The 14509-nt window shown below is 46.5% G+C and carries 13 protein-coding genes; 8 read left to right on the top strand and 5 right to left on the bottom strand.

Going from position 1 to position 14509, the window contains the following annotated elements; all coding sequences use genetic code 11:
• Positions 1-32: 32 nt before the first annotated feature.
• From SPB21_RS18250 to SPB21_RS18220, 7 genes are all read left to right on the top strand, one after another.
• Positions 33-458 carry a phosphomannose isomerase type II C-terminal cupin domain gene (locus tag SPB21_RS18250; protein ID WP_163661818.1) on the top strand — a complete coding sequence of 142 codons (426 nt, stop codon included), beginning with the start codon at positions 33-35 and terminating at the stop codon, positions 456-458.
• A gap of 273 nt (positions 459-731) precedes the next feature.
• The gene (gene rpsL, locus SPB21_RS18245) at positions 732-1106 is read left to right on the top strand and encodes a 30S ribosomal protein S12 (RefSeq protein ID WP_006515834.1); all 375 of its coding nucleotides are present in this window, start codon (positions 732-734) and stop codon (positions 1104-1106) included.
• 162 nt (positions 1107-1268) lie between these two features.
• A complete protein-coding gene (gene rpsG / locus SPB21_RS18240) occupies positions 1269-1739 on the top strand; it encodes a 30S ribosomal protein S7 (protein ID WP_163661816.1) in 471 nt (156 codons plus the stop codon).
• An 80-nt stretch (positions 1740-1819) separates the two neighbouring features.
• The gene (gene fusA, locus SPB21_RS18235; protein ID WP_163661815.1) at positions 1820-3895 is read left to right on the top strand and encodes an elongation factor G; all 2076 of its coding nucleotides are present in this window, start codon (positions 1820-1822) and stop codon (positions 3893-3895) included.
• Between the two features lie 26 nt (positions 3896-3921).
• Complete coding sequence (gene tuf / locus SPB21_RS18230) at positions 3922-5151, top strand: elongation factor Tu (protein WP_163661812.1); 1230 nt, start codon at positions 3922-3924, stop codon at positions 5149-5151.
• A 115-nt stretch (positions 5152-5266) separates the two neighbouring features.
• A complete protein-coding gene (gene rpsJ / locus SPB21_RS18225) occupies positions 5267-5584 on the top strand; it encodes a 30S ribosomal protein S10 (protein WP_006515830.1) in 318 nt (105 codons plus the stop codon).
• 246 nt (positions 5585-5830) lie between these two features.
• Positions 5831-6487, top strand: coding sequence for an LON peptidase substrate-binding domain-containing protein (locus tag SPB21_RS18220; protein WP_163661810.1), 657 nt, complete (start codon positions 5831-5833; stop codon positions 6485-6487).
• A 30-nt stretch (positions 6488-6517) separates the two neighbouring features.
• On the opposite strand, the gene pheA is transcribed toward SPB21_RS18220, so the two are convergent.
• Complete coding sequence (gene pheA, locus SPB21_RS18215; RefSeq protein ID WP_499867356.1) at positions 6518-7366, bottom strand: prephenate dehydratase; 849 nt, start codon at positions 7364-7366, stop codon at positions 6518-6520.
• Between the two features lie 177 nt (positions 7367-7543).
• Between pheA and SPB21_RS18210 the strand changes: the two genes are divergently transcribed.
• On the top strand, positions 7544-8089 hold the full coding sequence (locus tag SPB21_RS18210; RefSeq protein ID WP_499867355.1) for a DUF1997 domain-containing protein: 546 nt from the start codon (positions 7544-7546) through the stop codon (positions 8087-8089).
• A 40-nt stretch (positions 8090-8129) separates the two neighbouring features.
• Here the strand turns inward: SPB21_RS18210 and SPB21_RS18205 are convergent, their stop codons facing one another.
• The 4 genes from SPB21_RS18205 to dapA all read right to left on the bottom strand — a co-directional run bounded on the left by SPB21_RS18205 (position 8130) and on the right by dapA (position 14367).
• Positions 8130-8711, bottom strand: a complete 582-nt coding sequence (locus tag SPB21_RS18205) for a ribonuclease HII (RefSeq protein ID WP_163696644.1) — start codon at positions 8709-8711, stop codon at positions 8130-8132.
• An 8-nt stretch (positions 8712-8719) separates the two neighbouring features.
• The gene (gene rne / locus SPB21_RS18200; RefSeq protein WP_163661802.1) at positions 8720-10780 is read right to left on the bottom strand and encodes a ribonuclease E; all 2061 of its coding nucleotides are present in this window, start codon (positions 10778-10780) and stop codon (positions 8720-8722) included.
• Positions 10781-11452: 672 nt separating this feature from the next.
• Positions 11453-13324 (bottom strand): ribonuclease J, encoded by a 1872-nt coding sequence (locus tag SPB21_RS18195; protein ID WP_499059329.1) that lies wholly within the window; start codon positions 13322-13324, stop codon positions 11453-11455.
• 143 nt (positions 13325-13467) lie between these two features.
• Positions 13468-14367, bottom strand: a complete 900-nt coding sequence (dapA, locus tag SPB21_RS18190; protein ID WP_499867354.1) for a 4-hydroxy-tetrahydrodipicolinate synthase — start codon at positions 14365-14367, stop codon at positions 13468-13470.
• Positions 14368-14509: the final 142 nt, after the last annotated feature.

Here is a 14509-nt window from a genome sequence, read left to right as displayed (position 1 = left end):
TATCTGTACTTTCCCAAACAGGAACTATAATCATGGTCCAAACTCAAGATCGTCCTAAATCATCTACTCAGGAAAATAAAGAGAGCTTGACCACTATCAGAGATACTCCCATCAGTGACACCCGTCCTTGGGGGTCTTTCACCGTCCTTGAAGAGGGTAAGGGCTACAAAATCAAACGTATTGAGGTTCAGCCTGGTCATCGTCTGAGTTTACAGATGCACCACCACCGTAGTGAGCACTGGATTGTGGTGTCCGGTACCGCCAAAGTAACTTGTGGCGATCAGGAGATTCTTCTTTGCACAAATCAGTCCACCTATGTACCTGCTTGTACCGCCCACCGATTAGAGAATTCAGGCGTTATCCCTCTTGTACTTATTGAAGTACAGAATGGTGAGTACTTGGGCGAAGATGACATCATCCGTTTTCAGGATGACTATGCTCGCACAGACAGCAAGTAAATTCAGTTTGAGCCATTAATGGCAGCTGACAACACAGATATCTAATCTTTATACAGCAGGCCCAGGCAGACAAATCCTACCTGGGCTTGCTGTATCGGTTTGGACTGCCCTTCACTCTATCTGCTCAATATTCAGAGCTGCGTCCAAACAAGTCCAGATTCGACTCAGCTTTCCCTCAAAAGTAATCAGAAAAATATTGACAATAAAGCCTCGAAATCGATACGATGGGGTCTTGTGAAAACTTCGAAGCAATAGGCATTTGCCTTTCTCAGTATGCCAACTATTCAACAGCTCATTCGGAGTGAGCGCAGTAACGCTCAGAAAAAGACCAAATCCCCAGCGCTGAAGAGTTGCCCTCAGCGTCGTGGAGTTTGTACTCGTGTCTACACCACAACGCCTAAGAAGCCTAATTCTGCGTTGCGTAAGGTAGCTAGAGTTCGACTAACGTCTGGTTTTGAAGTGACTGCCTACATTCCAGGTATTGGACACAATTTGCAGGAGCACTCCGTTGTCATGATTCGCGGCGGGCGTGTTAAGGATCTTCCTGGTGTTCGTTACCACATTATCCGCGGCACCCTGGATACTGCTGGGGTGAAGGATCGCCGTCAAGGTCGTTCCAAATATGGCGCTAAGCGTCCTAAGGAGTAACGGTTCTGCGGCAGCGCACTACGGGAGGTGGGCAGGTGTGGCCCTAGGCTTTCGTGTAGTTGCAGTGCGTTTGCTAGTGTATCCGCCACAGACTCTCTAGCTAGCTATTGTTGAAGCTGTTCAACTCTTAGCACTCAACTCATAGTCTATTAAAGGATTAATATGTCTCGTCGTTCGAGCGCTCAGAAGCGCGTTGTTCCACCTGATTCTGTATATAGCAGCCGACTGGTCAGCATGATGGTTCGACGCATCATGGTGAGCGGTAAGAAATCCCTGGCACTCCGTATTGTTTACGGAGCCTTTAAAATCATTGAAGAACGTACTGGAAATGAACCTTTAGAGGTTTTCGAGCAGGCCGTACGTAACACCACTCCCTTGGTCGAGGTGAAGGCGCGACGTGTAGGTGGTGCTACTTACCAAGTTCCTATGGAAGTGCGCGCCGATCGAGGCACTGCTCTATCTTTGCGTTGGATTTCTCAGTTTGCTCGTCAGCGCGCTGGTAAGAGTATGGCTATTAAGCTTGCGAATGAACTTATGGATGCGGCCAATGAAACAGGTGGTGCTGTTCGTAAGCGTGAAGAGACTCATCGAATGGCAGAAGCCAATAAAGCTTTTGCCCACTATCGTTATTGATTTTTGAGTCAAGCTTGGCCTACTTGGCCTAAGCGTAACGATACGACTTTCTTCAGCTATGTTGTTTGAAGGTTATTGCCATGGCACGCACCTCTCCCTTAGAAAAAGTTAGAAATATTGGGATTGCCGCTCACGTTGATGCGGGTAAAACCACGACAACTGAACGTATCCTCTTTTATTCTGGTGTTGTCCATAAGATTGGAGAGGTTCACGACGGTAATGCTGTTACTGACTGGATGGAGCAAGAGCAGGAACGGGGTATCACGATTACTGCTGCTGCTATTAGTACTAGCTGGCGCGACCACCAGATAAACATCATTGATACACCCGGTCACGTGGATTTCACTATTGAAGTAGAGCGCTCAATGCGTGTTCTTGATGGTGTTATCGTTGTTTTTGATTCAGTAGGTGGGGTGCAGCCTCAGTCAGAAACTGTTTGGCGTCAAGCTGATCGTTATAACGTTCCTCGAATTGCGTTTGTCAACAAGATGGACCGTACCGGGGCTGATTTTTTTCGAGTTTACGAACAAGTTTGCGAACGTCTTAAGGCTAATGCAGTTCCTATTCAGATTCCCATCGGTGCTGAGGATAAATTTCGCGGCGTCGTGGATTTGGTAAAGATGCGGGCTCACATCTATGCCAATGATTTAGGTACAGACATTGAGGAGGTTGATATTCCTGAAGAGCTTCGGGAACAGGCAGAGGAGTACCGGACACTACTCATTGAGGCGATCGCTGAAACTGATGATGCTCTTATGGAAAGATATCTTGAGGGGGAGGCATTAACCGCTCAAGAAATTACTAATGCGGTGCGTACAGGGGTGACTAGTGGTGGCTTGGTCCCCATGCTCTGTGGTTCAGCATTTAAAAATAAGGGTGTTCAGCTTCTGTTAGATGCAGTGGTTAACTATTTACCCTCTCCTTTGGATATACCGCCTATCCAAGGAACATTGCCTAATGGGGAAATGGGTGAAAGACCACCTGAGGATGATGGTCCACTCTCTGCTTTAGCATTCAAAATTATGTCAGATCCCTATGGGCGACTGACATTTATTCGAATGTACTCTGGTGTTTTGACTAAAGGTAGCTACGTTTATAACGCCACTAAGGATAAAAAAGAGCGAGTTTCTCGCTTAATTGTCCTTAAGGCGGACGAACGTATCGAAGTTGGGGAACTACGAGCTGGCGATCTTGGTGCTGTATTAGGCCTCAAGGACACCACTACCGGTGACACAATCTGTACCACTGATAACCCGATTGTGTTAGAGTCCTTATTCGTGCCGGAACCCGTCATATCCGTTGCTGTGGAACCTAAAACCAAGCAAGATATGGAAAAGCTGGCTAAAGCTTTACAGTCGCTGTCTGAGGAAGATCCCACATTCAGGGTGTTTACAGACCCTGAGACGAATCAGACAGTGATTGCAGGAATGGGGGAGCTTCACCTGGATATTCTCGTGGATCGTATGAAGCGAGAATTCAAGGTAGAAGCAAACATTGGCGCACCCCAGGTTGCCTATCGTGAAACTATTCGCAAGGCGGTTACCACTGAAGGTAAGTTTGTGCGTCAAAGTGGAGGTAAGGGCCAGTTTGGTCATGTAGTGATTGATGTTGAACCAGGGGAAGAAGGCTCCGGATTCAAGTTCGAATCTAAGATTGTTGGTGGTACGGTGCCCAAGGAATACATTGGCCCTGCTGAAGCTGGCATGAAAGAAAAGTGCGAATCTGGTATTCTAGCTGGGTATCCCGTGATCGACCTTAAAGTCACACTGGTTGATGGTTCTTACCACGATGTGGACTCGTCTGAAATGGCCTTTAAGATCGCTGGATCGATGGCTATTCAGGATGCAGTCACGAAGGCTTCTCCAGTATTACTGGAACCTATGATGAAAATCGAAGTTGAAGCTCCTGATGAGTTTCTCGGTGACATTATGGGAGACCTTAACTCTCGTCGAGGCCAGATTGAGGGTATGGGGTCTGAGAGCGGACTTGCCAAGGTAAGTGCAAACGTACCTTTGGCTGAAATGTTTGGCTATGCCACTGACATTCGTTCAAAGACTCAGGGTCGAGGCATATTCTCTATGGAGTTTAGCCACTATGCGGAAGTTCCGCGCAACGTGGCTGATGCGGTTATCGCTAGAAACAAAGGGAACGCATAAGTTAGTTTAGGGACACAGTAAAATACATGGCACGCGAAAAGTTTGAAAGAAGCAAACCCCACGTTAACATCGGCACCATTGGCCACGTTGACCACGGTAAAACCACGCTGACAGCTGCGATCACTATGACCTTGGCAGCAGCTGGTAGTGCTAAAGCTCGTAACTACGAGGATATTGATGCTGCTCCTGAGGAAAAGGCGCGGGGTATTACGATCAATACTGCTCACGTAGAGTACGAAACCGAAAACCGTCACTATGCCCACGTAGACTGCCCCGGACACGCAGACTATGTGAAAAATATGATTACAGGTGCAGCCCAGATGGATGGTGCTATCTTGGTTTGCTCTGCAGCTGATGGCCCTATGCCTCAGACCCGTGAGCATATTCTGCTTTCCAAGCAGGTTGGCGTACCTCACATCGTCGTTTTCTTAAATAAGCAAGACCAGGTAGATGATGAGGAACTACTTGAGCTGGTTGAGCTAGAAGTTCGTGAGTTGCTCAGTTCCTATGATTTCCCTGGTGATGATATTCCTATCGTTGCAGGCTCTGCGTTGAAGGCTGTTGAGGCATTGCAGGCGAATAGTAGTATTGGCAAGGGCGAGGATGAATGGGTAGATAAAATTCATGACCTGATGAATCAGGTGGATGAATACATTCCTGCTCCCGAGCGTGATGTTGACAAGCCTTTCTTGATGGCTGTTGAGGACGTTTTCTCTATTACTGGTCGTGGTACTGTAGCTACTGGCCGAATCGAGCGTGGTAAGGTTAAAGTCGGTGAAACAATTGAGATTGTTGGTATCCGTGACACTACTCAGAGCACAGTTACAGGCGTTGAGATGTTCCAGAAGACCTTAGATGAAGGTATGGCTGGTGACAACGTTGGTGTTTTATTGCGTGGTATTCAAAAAGAAGACATTCTACGCGGTATGGTGTTAGCGAAGCCTGGCAGTATCACTCCTCACACTAAGTTTGAGGCTGAGGTTTACGTTCTAAATAAGGAAGAGGGTGGCCGTCATACTCCCTTCTTCCCCGGTTATAAGCCTCAGTTCTACGTGCGTACCACTGATGTAACTGGTTCTATTGCTAGCTTCACTGCTGACGATGGCAGTGCTGCTGAAATGGTTATGCCTGGTGACCGCATCAAGATGAACGTGGAGCTAATTAACCCTGTAGCGGTTGAAGAAGGTATGCGTTTCGCTATTCGTGAGGGTGGACGTACTGTTGGTGCCGGCGTAGTTTCTAAGATCACTGAGTAATTATTACTGAGTAATCTGTTTTAGATTAATACGAAGAGGGCATTCTCAATGCCTTCTTCGTTCCCTTGGTCGTAAGGCCTGTGAACCTTGATAATTAAAGGATACTTTAGTCGTAATGGCTACTATTCAGCAGCAAAAAATTCGCATTCGTTTAAAAGCTTTCGATCGTCGTCTCCTGGACACTTCGTGCGAAAAGATTGTAGACACGGCAAATCGCACTAATGCAACAGCGATTGGTCCAATCCCTTTACCTACTAAGCGCAAAATTTATTGTGTACTCCGCTCTCCCCACGTAAATAAAGACTCGCGCGAGCACTTTGAAACCCGCACCCATCGACGTATTATTGATATATATCAGCCAACTTCAAAGACCATTGATGCTTTGATGAAGTTGGATTTACCTGCTGGTGTAGATATTGAAGTTAAGCTTTAGTCTTCTAATATTAGTTCTGTAGTTAGTTATTGCGCTGGTTTTTGTGTAATAACTTGATGGTGGATCTAAGAGTATATGCCTGGGCATGAGTTTTTGAGCTGCTCAGGTATTACTTCTGCATATCCTGTGTCTAGGGCTGTTTGAAATGGGTGGATAGGTTAGAATAAGCATGCTGCATCTGGTAGACATGCCATTATTTGGTTGTCCTATGGGGTGTTTGCTGCAAAGTATCTCCTACCTGCCATAATGGATTCTGCTTCATCAGTCGCTGTCCGAGAGCTACCCTTGTTCCCATTGCCTGAGTTGGTTCTCTTTCCTGGTAGGCATTTACCTCTCCATATATTTGAGTTTCGCTATCGCATCATGATGAATACGATCCTACAGTCGGATCGTCGTTTTGGTGTATTGATGATTGATCCTGATAGTGGTGAAATTTCGAAAGTTGGTTGCTGTGCTGAGGTGATTCACTTTCAGCGTCTGCCTGATGATCGAATGAAAATATTAACCATGGGGCATCAGAGGTTCCGTGTTTTAGATTATGTTCGTGAAAAACCTTATCGAGTAGGTCTGGTTGAGTGGGTTGAGGATGAAGCTGCGGATAAAGATTTATCACCGTTAGCATCTGAGGTAGATCAACTGCTTCGAGATGTTGTTCATCTTTCATCCAAGCTTACAAGTCAAGAGATTGAGTTTCCTGAGAGTGTACCGGAATTGCCCTTAGATTTGTCCTACTGGATTGCCAGTACGCTACATGGTGTAGCCAGAGAGCAACAACAACTCCTAGAAATGCAGAATACAGCTCAACGTTTGGAGCGTGAGGCTGATATCTTAACGTCTACGCGTAATCATTTAGCTGCTCGTACTGCCTTGAAAGATGTTCTTCCTGAGGATAGTCCTTCGTAAGCTTTGATGTCGGTATAGGTATTAATTTACTCATAAAATTTGGGCTTTAATTTCTTTGTAGCTACCAAAAACTTTTAAGCTTTTAGTGCAGTTTTTGAGTAGTTGTAAAGCTGCTTGGGTGTTTGGATCATCCAAGCTAGCTTCAATATCAATAAAAAATCGGTAGTCTCCTAAAGCTAGCTTGGTAGGACGTGATTCGATACGACTCATGTTGATTCCTTGAGTGGCAAATAGCTGGAGTGGTTTAAGTAGAGCGCCTGGGGTATTGTCTGGCAGTCTAAATGCTAGGGATGTGTGACTGCCATGGTTTATCAGGCTCTGACCTAGAACCCAAAAGCGGGTTGCATTATCGGGGGTGTCATTAATGGGATCTGCTAATGTTGGGATGTTATATAGCTTAGCTGCCCATAGGGGAGAGATTGCTGCAAACGTCTTATTTTCAGATAGTTTAGGCAAAGCTTCAGTTGTTGAACTTGTTGCTATCTGTAGAGCGTTTGGCACATTAGTGGCAAGCCATTTTTGGCATTGAGTCAGGGCCTGCGGATGAGAATAGACTGTTTTAATCAAGTCTAGACTTGTGGCCTGAGACAATAGAGCGTGGTGAATAGGAATTACCAGGTTATTTTGAATCTTTAAACTGTCTAATTCCCATAACATGTCTAGGGTATCGCGTACACTTCCACCAATAGAATTTTCAATGGGAACTACAGCGGTATCAGTTTCACCAGCTGCAGCGGCTTGAATAGCTTTAGAAATGGTACTGTAGGGCTTTAGGGTCGGCGGTACCTCATTACGGTGTGTCTTGAGCCAATGTGCATAGTTAGTAGCCGCCAATTCAGAGTAGCTCCCTGCTGGTCCTAAGTGCGCAATAGAAGTCATCTAGAAAATATATAGAGGGCGTCAGCGACCGCTGAAATAAAGGTGTTAGAGTTAGCTTAATAACTTTTAAGCAAAATGATTGTTGAGGGGTATGACGGCAAGGGGTGATGGCCTGCGATGCTGTTCATGCTACGGACATTTTATGTGTACGATGCGACCTTGGGGTGAAATTGGCTAATGGTTCATTTGCGTGCGTCGCAGTCTGTAGAAATCGCTATATCCCCAGCTCCTGTGCCGATTCATCAGTATTTAAGAAATACTGATCGATTGGTGTATGCCCTTGCAGATCCTAGCCAAATTAAAGTCTTGGGACGTCATACTTTCCAATTTAGTATGCGCTCCATCAAATTTTTGATGCTGACGTTGGAACCCGTGGCAGATGTTCAGATTTATCCCAATGATGCTGGTGAAGTAGTGATTTATTCAGACTCCTGTCGGCTCCGACAGCAAGCTGCACTCAATCGAAGGTTTTCGTTCAAACTGCAAGGCTGGCTGGCCGCACGTCCAGATAATTCTGGTGTTTCGGGCAATGCTGAGCTAGATATCAGCATTGATTTACCTGCTGCCTTCCAGTTGACTCCAAAACCTTTGCTAGAGTCGACGGGAAATACTATTGCTAATAGTATTTTAAGTACGATTAAACAGCGGTTGCAGCGGCGTTTAATCCATGAATACCGCGGGTGGTCTACAGGTGTACTGGCGTCGTCTCATCAGCTACGATAACCGCACTTAATCCCCTAACTTGAGCTAGAGCGCATATTAGTCACTCTAGTAGTGATAGTTGTTGGCAACTTTTGAAAGAGCGGCGATGGTATCGCGTAGGCCCTAGTTTTTGTAAACCAGCTAGATGTTTAGGGCTGCCATAACCTTTATTAGATGCAAGATCGTATCCTGGATAACGGTGTGATAAGCGGATGATCAGTGTATCTCGCCAAACCTTGGCAATGATACTAGCAGCTGCGATCGCAACCACTGATTGGTCTCCTTTAACCACTGTTTTTTGTTCTATCCTTAGTTCGGGAATCATCTGGTTCCCATCCACCAGGCATTGTGTTGGTTGAGGTGATAATCGCCCAATTGCTTGCCGCATGGCTTGCAATGAGGCCTGTAGGATATTTATCTGATCAATGCGGTGAACTGAAACCCAGCCAATTTGACTATCCACAGAAGCTGATTGAATCCTAGGCACTAGGTGTTGACGTTTTTTGGGCGTGAGGGCCTTACTATCTGTTACCCCTTGCTCCTGCAGCCATAATTCCAAATCAGGCCGTAGTATAACGGCCGCAGCCACTACAGGACCAAAAAGAGCTCCACGCCCAACCTCATCTACACCAGCCGTTGCCATGTGGAACCCTAGCCCACCGTGGCAGACGAGCGGCGACGGCGACGGCGACGAGTGGGAGGTGTTTCAGGTTCTTCTGATTCTGGTGAATTTTGAGAAGCTTCAGTAATATCCTCAGGGACAACATCAGACTGGTCTGGTGTACTTAGCGGAGCATCTGTACTGATTGAATCAGTAACCTCAGCAGACACGCTAGTCATATCAGTTTGAGTCTCCTCAGACCCTAAACTCTTAACCAGCATAGTATCAAAGTGTTCAGGCTGAAGTTGACTGGAATCCACTGATGTAGAAGTCTCTCCAGGAAGTACGACAGATACCACTACGTTTTTTGTATCTTGGATTTCCTCCTGGCTTAACACCAAAGGAGAAATCCCCATTTCTGCATAGATTCTTTGTTCATTAGGGGTCAGGGCGACGGTTACCACCTGAGGGGGCACTTCGGGTTTACGTCCACGTCCACGAGAACGTTTACCACGAGTTGAGGTTGTCTCTGTTGTCGATAGCTCGTCTCGGGAACTGTCTCCATTAGTGGCCAAAATAGGAGCAGAACCAACAATAGAGCTGACGTTGCTGCCGTTATTGACTAATTTAGGTGGAGTTGTGATTGACCGACCGCTGCGAGTGCTGCTGGGGCTATCATTGCCACGACGACGGCGGCGGCGGCTGCTGCGACCGTTACCTTTATCGTGATAGTCAGGATGATTGACCAAATCGAGAGACTTCAGATTTTGCTCGGGCTCCAAGCTATCCGAACGTTCTTGGCGTGCCATACGAACACTTGGCATCGGTACAACACGACTCGCTACTGCTGATTGTTGCACTTCTACAGGAGCTTCGCCCGGTAACTGAGCAAGATGACCCAGTCCACCACAGGCGGTACAAGGGCAGCTAAATAACTCGTAAATATTCTGGCCTTGACGTTTTCGAGTCAGCTCTACCAGTCCTAGTTCAGATAGCTGGGAAATTTGAGGACGGGCCTTATCAGCCTGTAGTGCCTTACCAAAATGCTCTAGGACTTGCATTTGATCACGCCGGGATTCCATGTCGATAAAATCGATCACAATAACGCCTGCCACATTCCGCAGACGTAGCTGTCGGGCAATTTCCACAGCCGCTTCACAATTAGTCCAAAGAACGGTTTCCCGTGCAGTTGCTGATCGAGTAAATGATCCAGAGTTAACGTCAATGACGGTTAAAGCTTCAGTGGGCTCAATAATGATATATCCACCAGATGGCAGATCGACTCGTGGCTTTAACGCTTCACGAATTGCTGCATTAACGCGGAAGTATTCTAGAATCGGCGGAGACTCAGTTCGGTGATGATCGACCAATACTCCAGCTGGTAAGCGACCATCACTCCAGCTTGATAGGTGTTGTTTCACCCGCTGCATACCGATATCTGAGTCAGTTACAATGCGATTGACGTCTGCATTGTAAACATCCCGTAAAACCCGCTGAATAAAATCATCGTCCCGATTCAGCAAGGCTGGTGGTCTGGTGGCCATGGCTTCTTGCTGAATCATCTCCCAGCGTTTTTGCAACGCTTCCAAATCTTCAATAATAGCTTCTTCAGATACGCCCTCAGCTTCAGTACGTACCAGTAGCCCCATACCTGGTGGCTTTGTCAAGATACCTAAAGCCCGTAGCCTATGGCGCTCAGCCTCATTACGAATTCGTCTAGATAGGTTAACCCCTCTGCCATAGGGCATTAACACCAGATATCGTCCTGGGAGAGTGATTTTCCCAGTCAGTCGAGGACCTTTATTTCCTGTAGGCTCCTTCATAATTTGCACCAGCACTTTCTGCTTAGGTGCAACTAACTCAGTAATAGGCCCCGGAGCTCTCTTTAGTTTTAGTGGCCCAAGGTCGGACACATGCATAAAGCCATTGCGCTCACTATCACCAATATTAATGAAAGCGGCATCAATGCCTGACAGCACGTTTTCAACCGTACCTACATAGATATCTCCAACCTGGTGGCTACCGGTAGCCACAATTAACTCTTGAATTTGATCTTCCGAAAAAACGGCGGCAGTACGATGCTGCTCCGCAATAATGATCTGCTTAGGCATCCAATTTCCTCAAAAACCCATGTAGCCAACCCATATTCACCGGGGTCGGCTTACGTAAGCTCAACGATTAATCCTTCAAATCTAAGACAGCCGCCCTAACCTAAACCCTCTGGCACCTCAGTTAAAGTCAACCGGGCTCTGGTGAGGCCATGGGCAGGCTACAGAGCAAACCGCAGGAATCCAAAAACTTCACTGCTTAGCAGCTAGAAGTAACGTTTAGATAAATCCGATTAGAGTACTGGGGCCTCAGACAGACCGTAAGCGTCGCTGGTACGTTGCAATCGCAAGTGTTCTGACAGAAGCGGAACTGGTCAGTACTCGCCGTTGGTTGAGCTGCAGCTAACAAGCTCTGTAGTTATCCTATGACAGCTTCAGTTGCAATGGATTATAGCTTGAGCCTGCCCATATGGCCAGGATTTTGGACTTTTTATTTAAATTTTTTCAGAGAAAATATAGTTGCCGTTATGCAGATTTATAGCAAACAGCTGAACACATTCAGCCGTTTGCTGAGTGTCAAGCTTTTGCTATTCATAGCTTCCAGTCATGACTGATGTTGTGAACTATGTGCGCCAAGCTATATCTAAAGCCCATAAAAATAAGTCTTTGAGGTGGATGGCAATATCCACCTCAAAGACTTGGAGTTACGTTGCTACTAATACTAGATAGCTAATACTAAACAGCGACAACTCGTTTTTTTATTGGCTGTGCTGGTTCCAAAGGCGTTGTCGTATCAATGGGCTGCATGAGGAAAACAATTAAGGGGTAACGTTTGGGGAGCTCACGCCGGACAAAATGACGAACCTCCTCCTCTAAGCGTGAACGTAATCCATCCCATCGAATAACCCGCTGATTCCCAGAGGTATCAATGACTTCGTTCCAACGACCCCGTAGTCCAGCCGTGACTACTTGGTAAACTTTGGCATCCCAATCGGCCTGTGAGTGCTTGGTAACCACACCGCGTAGATGTACTGCAGGAGGGGTCAATAACTTGCCATTACTGTCTACAGTAGTCGATATCGTAATGATGCCGTCTTCTGCTAGCTGCTGACGTTCCTTCAATACTGTCCGTCCGACAATTCCATTGCGGGATGAGTCCACTAATTCAATACCTGAAGAAACTTTGCCAGCAATCCGGATACCTTGCTTTTTATCAACAGCCACGATGTCGCCGTTTTGGATGACGACCATGTTCTCTGCAGGTATCCCCATGCTTTGAGCAGTAGCCGCATGCTTAACTAGCATACGATGCTCACCATGGACAGGTAAGAAGTATTTCGGGCGAGTCAGGGCCAGCATCAACTTTTGGTCTTCTTGAGCACCATGGCCAGATACATGTAGTCCTCGTCTCTTGCCGTAAATAACATTAGCACCCTGAGCCATCAGTCTATCAATAGTATTGACGACTGCTATGGTATTGCCAGGGATAGGGTTGGCTGAAAAGATAATCGTATCTCCGCTACGTACCCTGATTTGGCGGTGGGAACCATTAGAAATACGCGTAAGTGCGGCCATAGGCTCTCCCTGGGAGCCTGTTGTCAGAATCATTGCCTGTTCATCAGGGCAGCCATTCAGGGCGTTTAAGGGCTTAAATAAATTGTCTGGACACTTGATATAACCCAAGCTGCGGGCATGAGCTATCACATTGAGCATGGACCGTCCGACCACGAACACCGAGCGCTTATGCTTTTGTGCGAGCTCTAGTAGCATGTTGACTCGGTGCACTGAGGACGCAAAGGTCGTCACCATGAGACGACCTTTGGCTTCACTAAAGGCACGATCTAGGTTTGGAAATACTGACCGTTCAGAAGGGGTATGACCTGGAACCTCAGCGTTTGTAGAGTCGCTGATTAAGCACAGAATACCTTCTTCTCCATAGGCAGCTAATCGGGCGAAATCAAAATATTCACCATCTACAGGAGTATGGTCGATCTTAAAATCACCTGTATGAATAACAGTGCCTGCTGGTGTGCGAATGGCTACTGTAAAGCTGTCGGCCATTGAGTGGGTATTACGGATATATTCCACTACAAAGGATTGACCTAGCCTAACGGTGTCACGGGGTTGGACTGTTTGTAATTCGGTTCGATCAGCTACCCCGGCTTCTTCTAGCTTGTCAGCCAGCAGCGCCATAGCCAGCCGTGGGCCGTAGATAATGGGAATGTCAAACTGCTTCAGATGAAAGGCAATGCCACCAATATGGTCCTCATGACCGTGGGTGACAATCATGCCTTTAATTTTATGATGATTTTCCCTGAGGTAGGTAACGTCAGGTAGCACGATATTCACGCCATGCATTTCATCGGATGGAAATGCTAGGCCTGCATCTACCAGGATGATTTCATCATTAATTTCAAAGACACAGGTATTTTTACCAATTTCATGTAATCCGCCTAGGGGAATGATTTTAAGAGTGTCTTTCTCTATTGTTTTGGTATTACTGGGAGATGGCACAGGGGAAGTGCCCTTAATTCTAGGAGTATCAGACTGGTTGCTACTTTTTGCAGTAGTTCTAGATCGTTGGCTTGTTCTAGATCGTTGGCGCATGAGTTCCTTAATGAAAGGTCAAAAAAATTGTCTGAAAACGTTTAGTAGAGATGTGCTGTAAAGTCTGAAGCGTTAACTACAGGGGTATAGATATCTAAACAGTTGAGTTTTGTGGCTTTCAGATATTTGAAGCAGTGCTAGGTCTATGCAGCGGCTACGGGTAGCAAATCTAATTCAGCCATTAAACCTTTAAGTTCATTGCTGAGTTCAGCCGGAGCTTCACCTAGAGGTAAACGGCAGGTACCTACAGACCATCCCTGAATATGCATGGCAGCTTTAATCAAAATGGGATTGGTGGTTGCGAATAGGGCTTTAAACAAGGGCAGTAATTTAAGATGCATATCCCGCGCTGCCACCACTTGACCCTGCTCATAGGCTTGAATCATTTGCTGTAGAGATTCTCCCACGAGGTGGCTGGCAACACTGACAACACCTGTGGCTCCTACTGACAGCATGGGTAGCGTTAAGGAGTCATCCCCGGAATAAATGTCAAAATCAGATGCGGTCAGCCGACGAATTTCGCTTACTTGGTCTAAGTCACCACTAGCTTCTTTGACAGCGACGACATTTGGCACTTTTGCCAAGTTGGCAATGGTAGACGCTGCCAAATTTTGCCCGGTGCGTCCTGGGATGTTGTAAAGCATCACAGGTAAGTCGGGGACTGCGTTTGCGATCGCACTAAAATGTTTCTGTAATCCAGCCTGAGGAGGCTTGTTATAGTACGGAACTACCTGAAGTGTCCCATCTAACTCTAACTCAGCTGCCTTTTTGGTTGCTTCAATAGCCTCTGTCGTACTATTCGAGCCAGTGCCAGCAATAATTTTGCCGTGACCCTGGATAGCAGCCTTAATGACTTGAAACAGCTTGTATTCCTCTTCCCAAGTAAGTGTGGGAGATTCTCCTGTGGTACCACATACAACGATAGTATCTGTACCGTGACTGACCAGATGGGATGCTAGCCGCTGCGCAGACTCATAATCGACGGCTCCTGTCTGATCAAAAGGGGTAATCATTGCCGTGAGTACTCGTCCAAAATATGTCACGTCCTATCTATCCTCACTACATCACATCATACAGAAAACTTAATAAAATCCTATCTTCAAAGGATTAATTGACAACCCTGCCACTTGGCATGGCCGTTTGGAACCTCCCATTACAGAATCTATAAACTATTAACCGCTCAAG

The sequence above is a fragment of the Leptothoe sp. ISB3NOV94-8A genome (assembly GCF_043421595.1).
Taxonomy (GTDB): Bacteria; Cyanobacteriota; Cyanobacteriia; order Phormidesmidales; family Phormidesmidaceae; genus Leptothoe; species Leptothoe turfae.
Note: the sequence above shows the minus strand (reverse complement) of the source record. Positions and strands in the feature narration are given on the sequence as shown.

Excerpts from the sequence above, each read along its gene's own strand:
- SPB21_RS18250 (WP_163661818.1), top strand. The coding sequence starts at position 33 with ATGGTCCAAACTCAAGATCGTCCTAAATCATCTACTCAGGAAAATAAA.
- rpsL (WP_006515834.1), top strand. The coding sequence starts at position 732 with ATGCCAACTATTCAACAGCTCATTCGGAGTGAGCGCAGTAACGCTCAG.
- rpsG (WP_163661816.1), top strand. The coding sequence starts at position 1,269 with ATGTCTCGTCGTTCGAGCGCTCAGAAGCGCGTTGTTCCACCTGATTCT.
- fusA (WP_163661815.1), top strand. The coding sequence starts at position 1,820 with ATGGCACGCACCTCTCCCTTAGAAAAAGTTAGAAATATTGGGATTGCC.
- tuf (WP_163661812.1), top strand. The coding sequence starts at position 3,922 with ATGGCACGCGAAAAGTTTGAAAGAAGCAAACCCCACGTTAACATCGGC.
- rpsJ (WP_006515830.1), top strand. The coding sequence starts at position 5,267 with ATGGCTACTATTCAGCAGCAAAAAATTCGCATTCGTTTAAAAGCTTTC.
- SPB21_RS18220 (WP_163661810.1), top strand. The coding sequence starts at position 5,831 with ATGGATTCTGCTTCATCAGTCGCTGTCCGAGAGCTACCCTTGTTCCCA.
- pheA (WP_499867356.1), bottom strand. The coding sequence starts at position 7,366 with ATGACTTCTATTGCGCACTTAGGACCAGCAGGGAGCTACTCTGAATTG.
- SPB21_RS18210 (WP_499867355.1), top strand. The coding sequence starts at position 7,544 with ATGGTTCATTTGCGTGCGTCGCAGTCTGTAGAAATCGCTATATCCCCA.
- SPB21_RS18205 (WP_163696644.1), bottom strand. The coding sequence starts at position 8,711 with ATGGCAACGGCTGGTGTAGATGAGGTTGGGCGTGGAGCTCTTTTTGGT.
- rne (WP_163661802.1), bottom strand. The coding sequence starts at position 10,780 with ATGCCTAAGCAGATCATTATTGCGGAGCAGCATCGTACTGCCGCCGTT.
- SPB21_RS18195 (WP_499059329.1), bottom strand. The coding sequence starts at position 13,324 with ATGCGCCAACGATCTAGAACAAGCCAACGATCTAGAACTACTGCAAAA.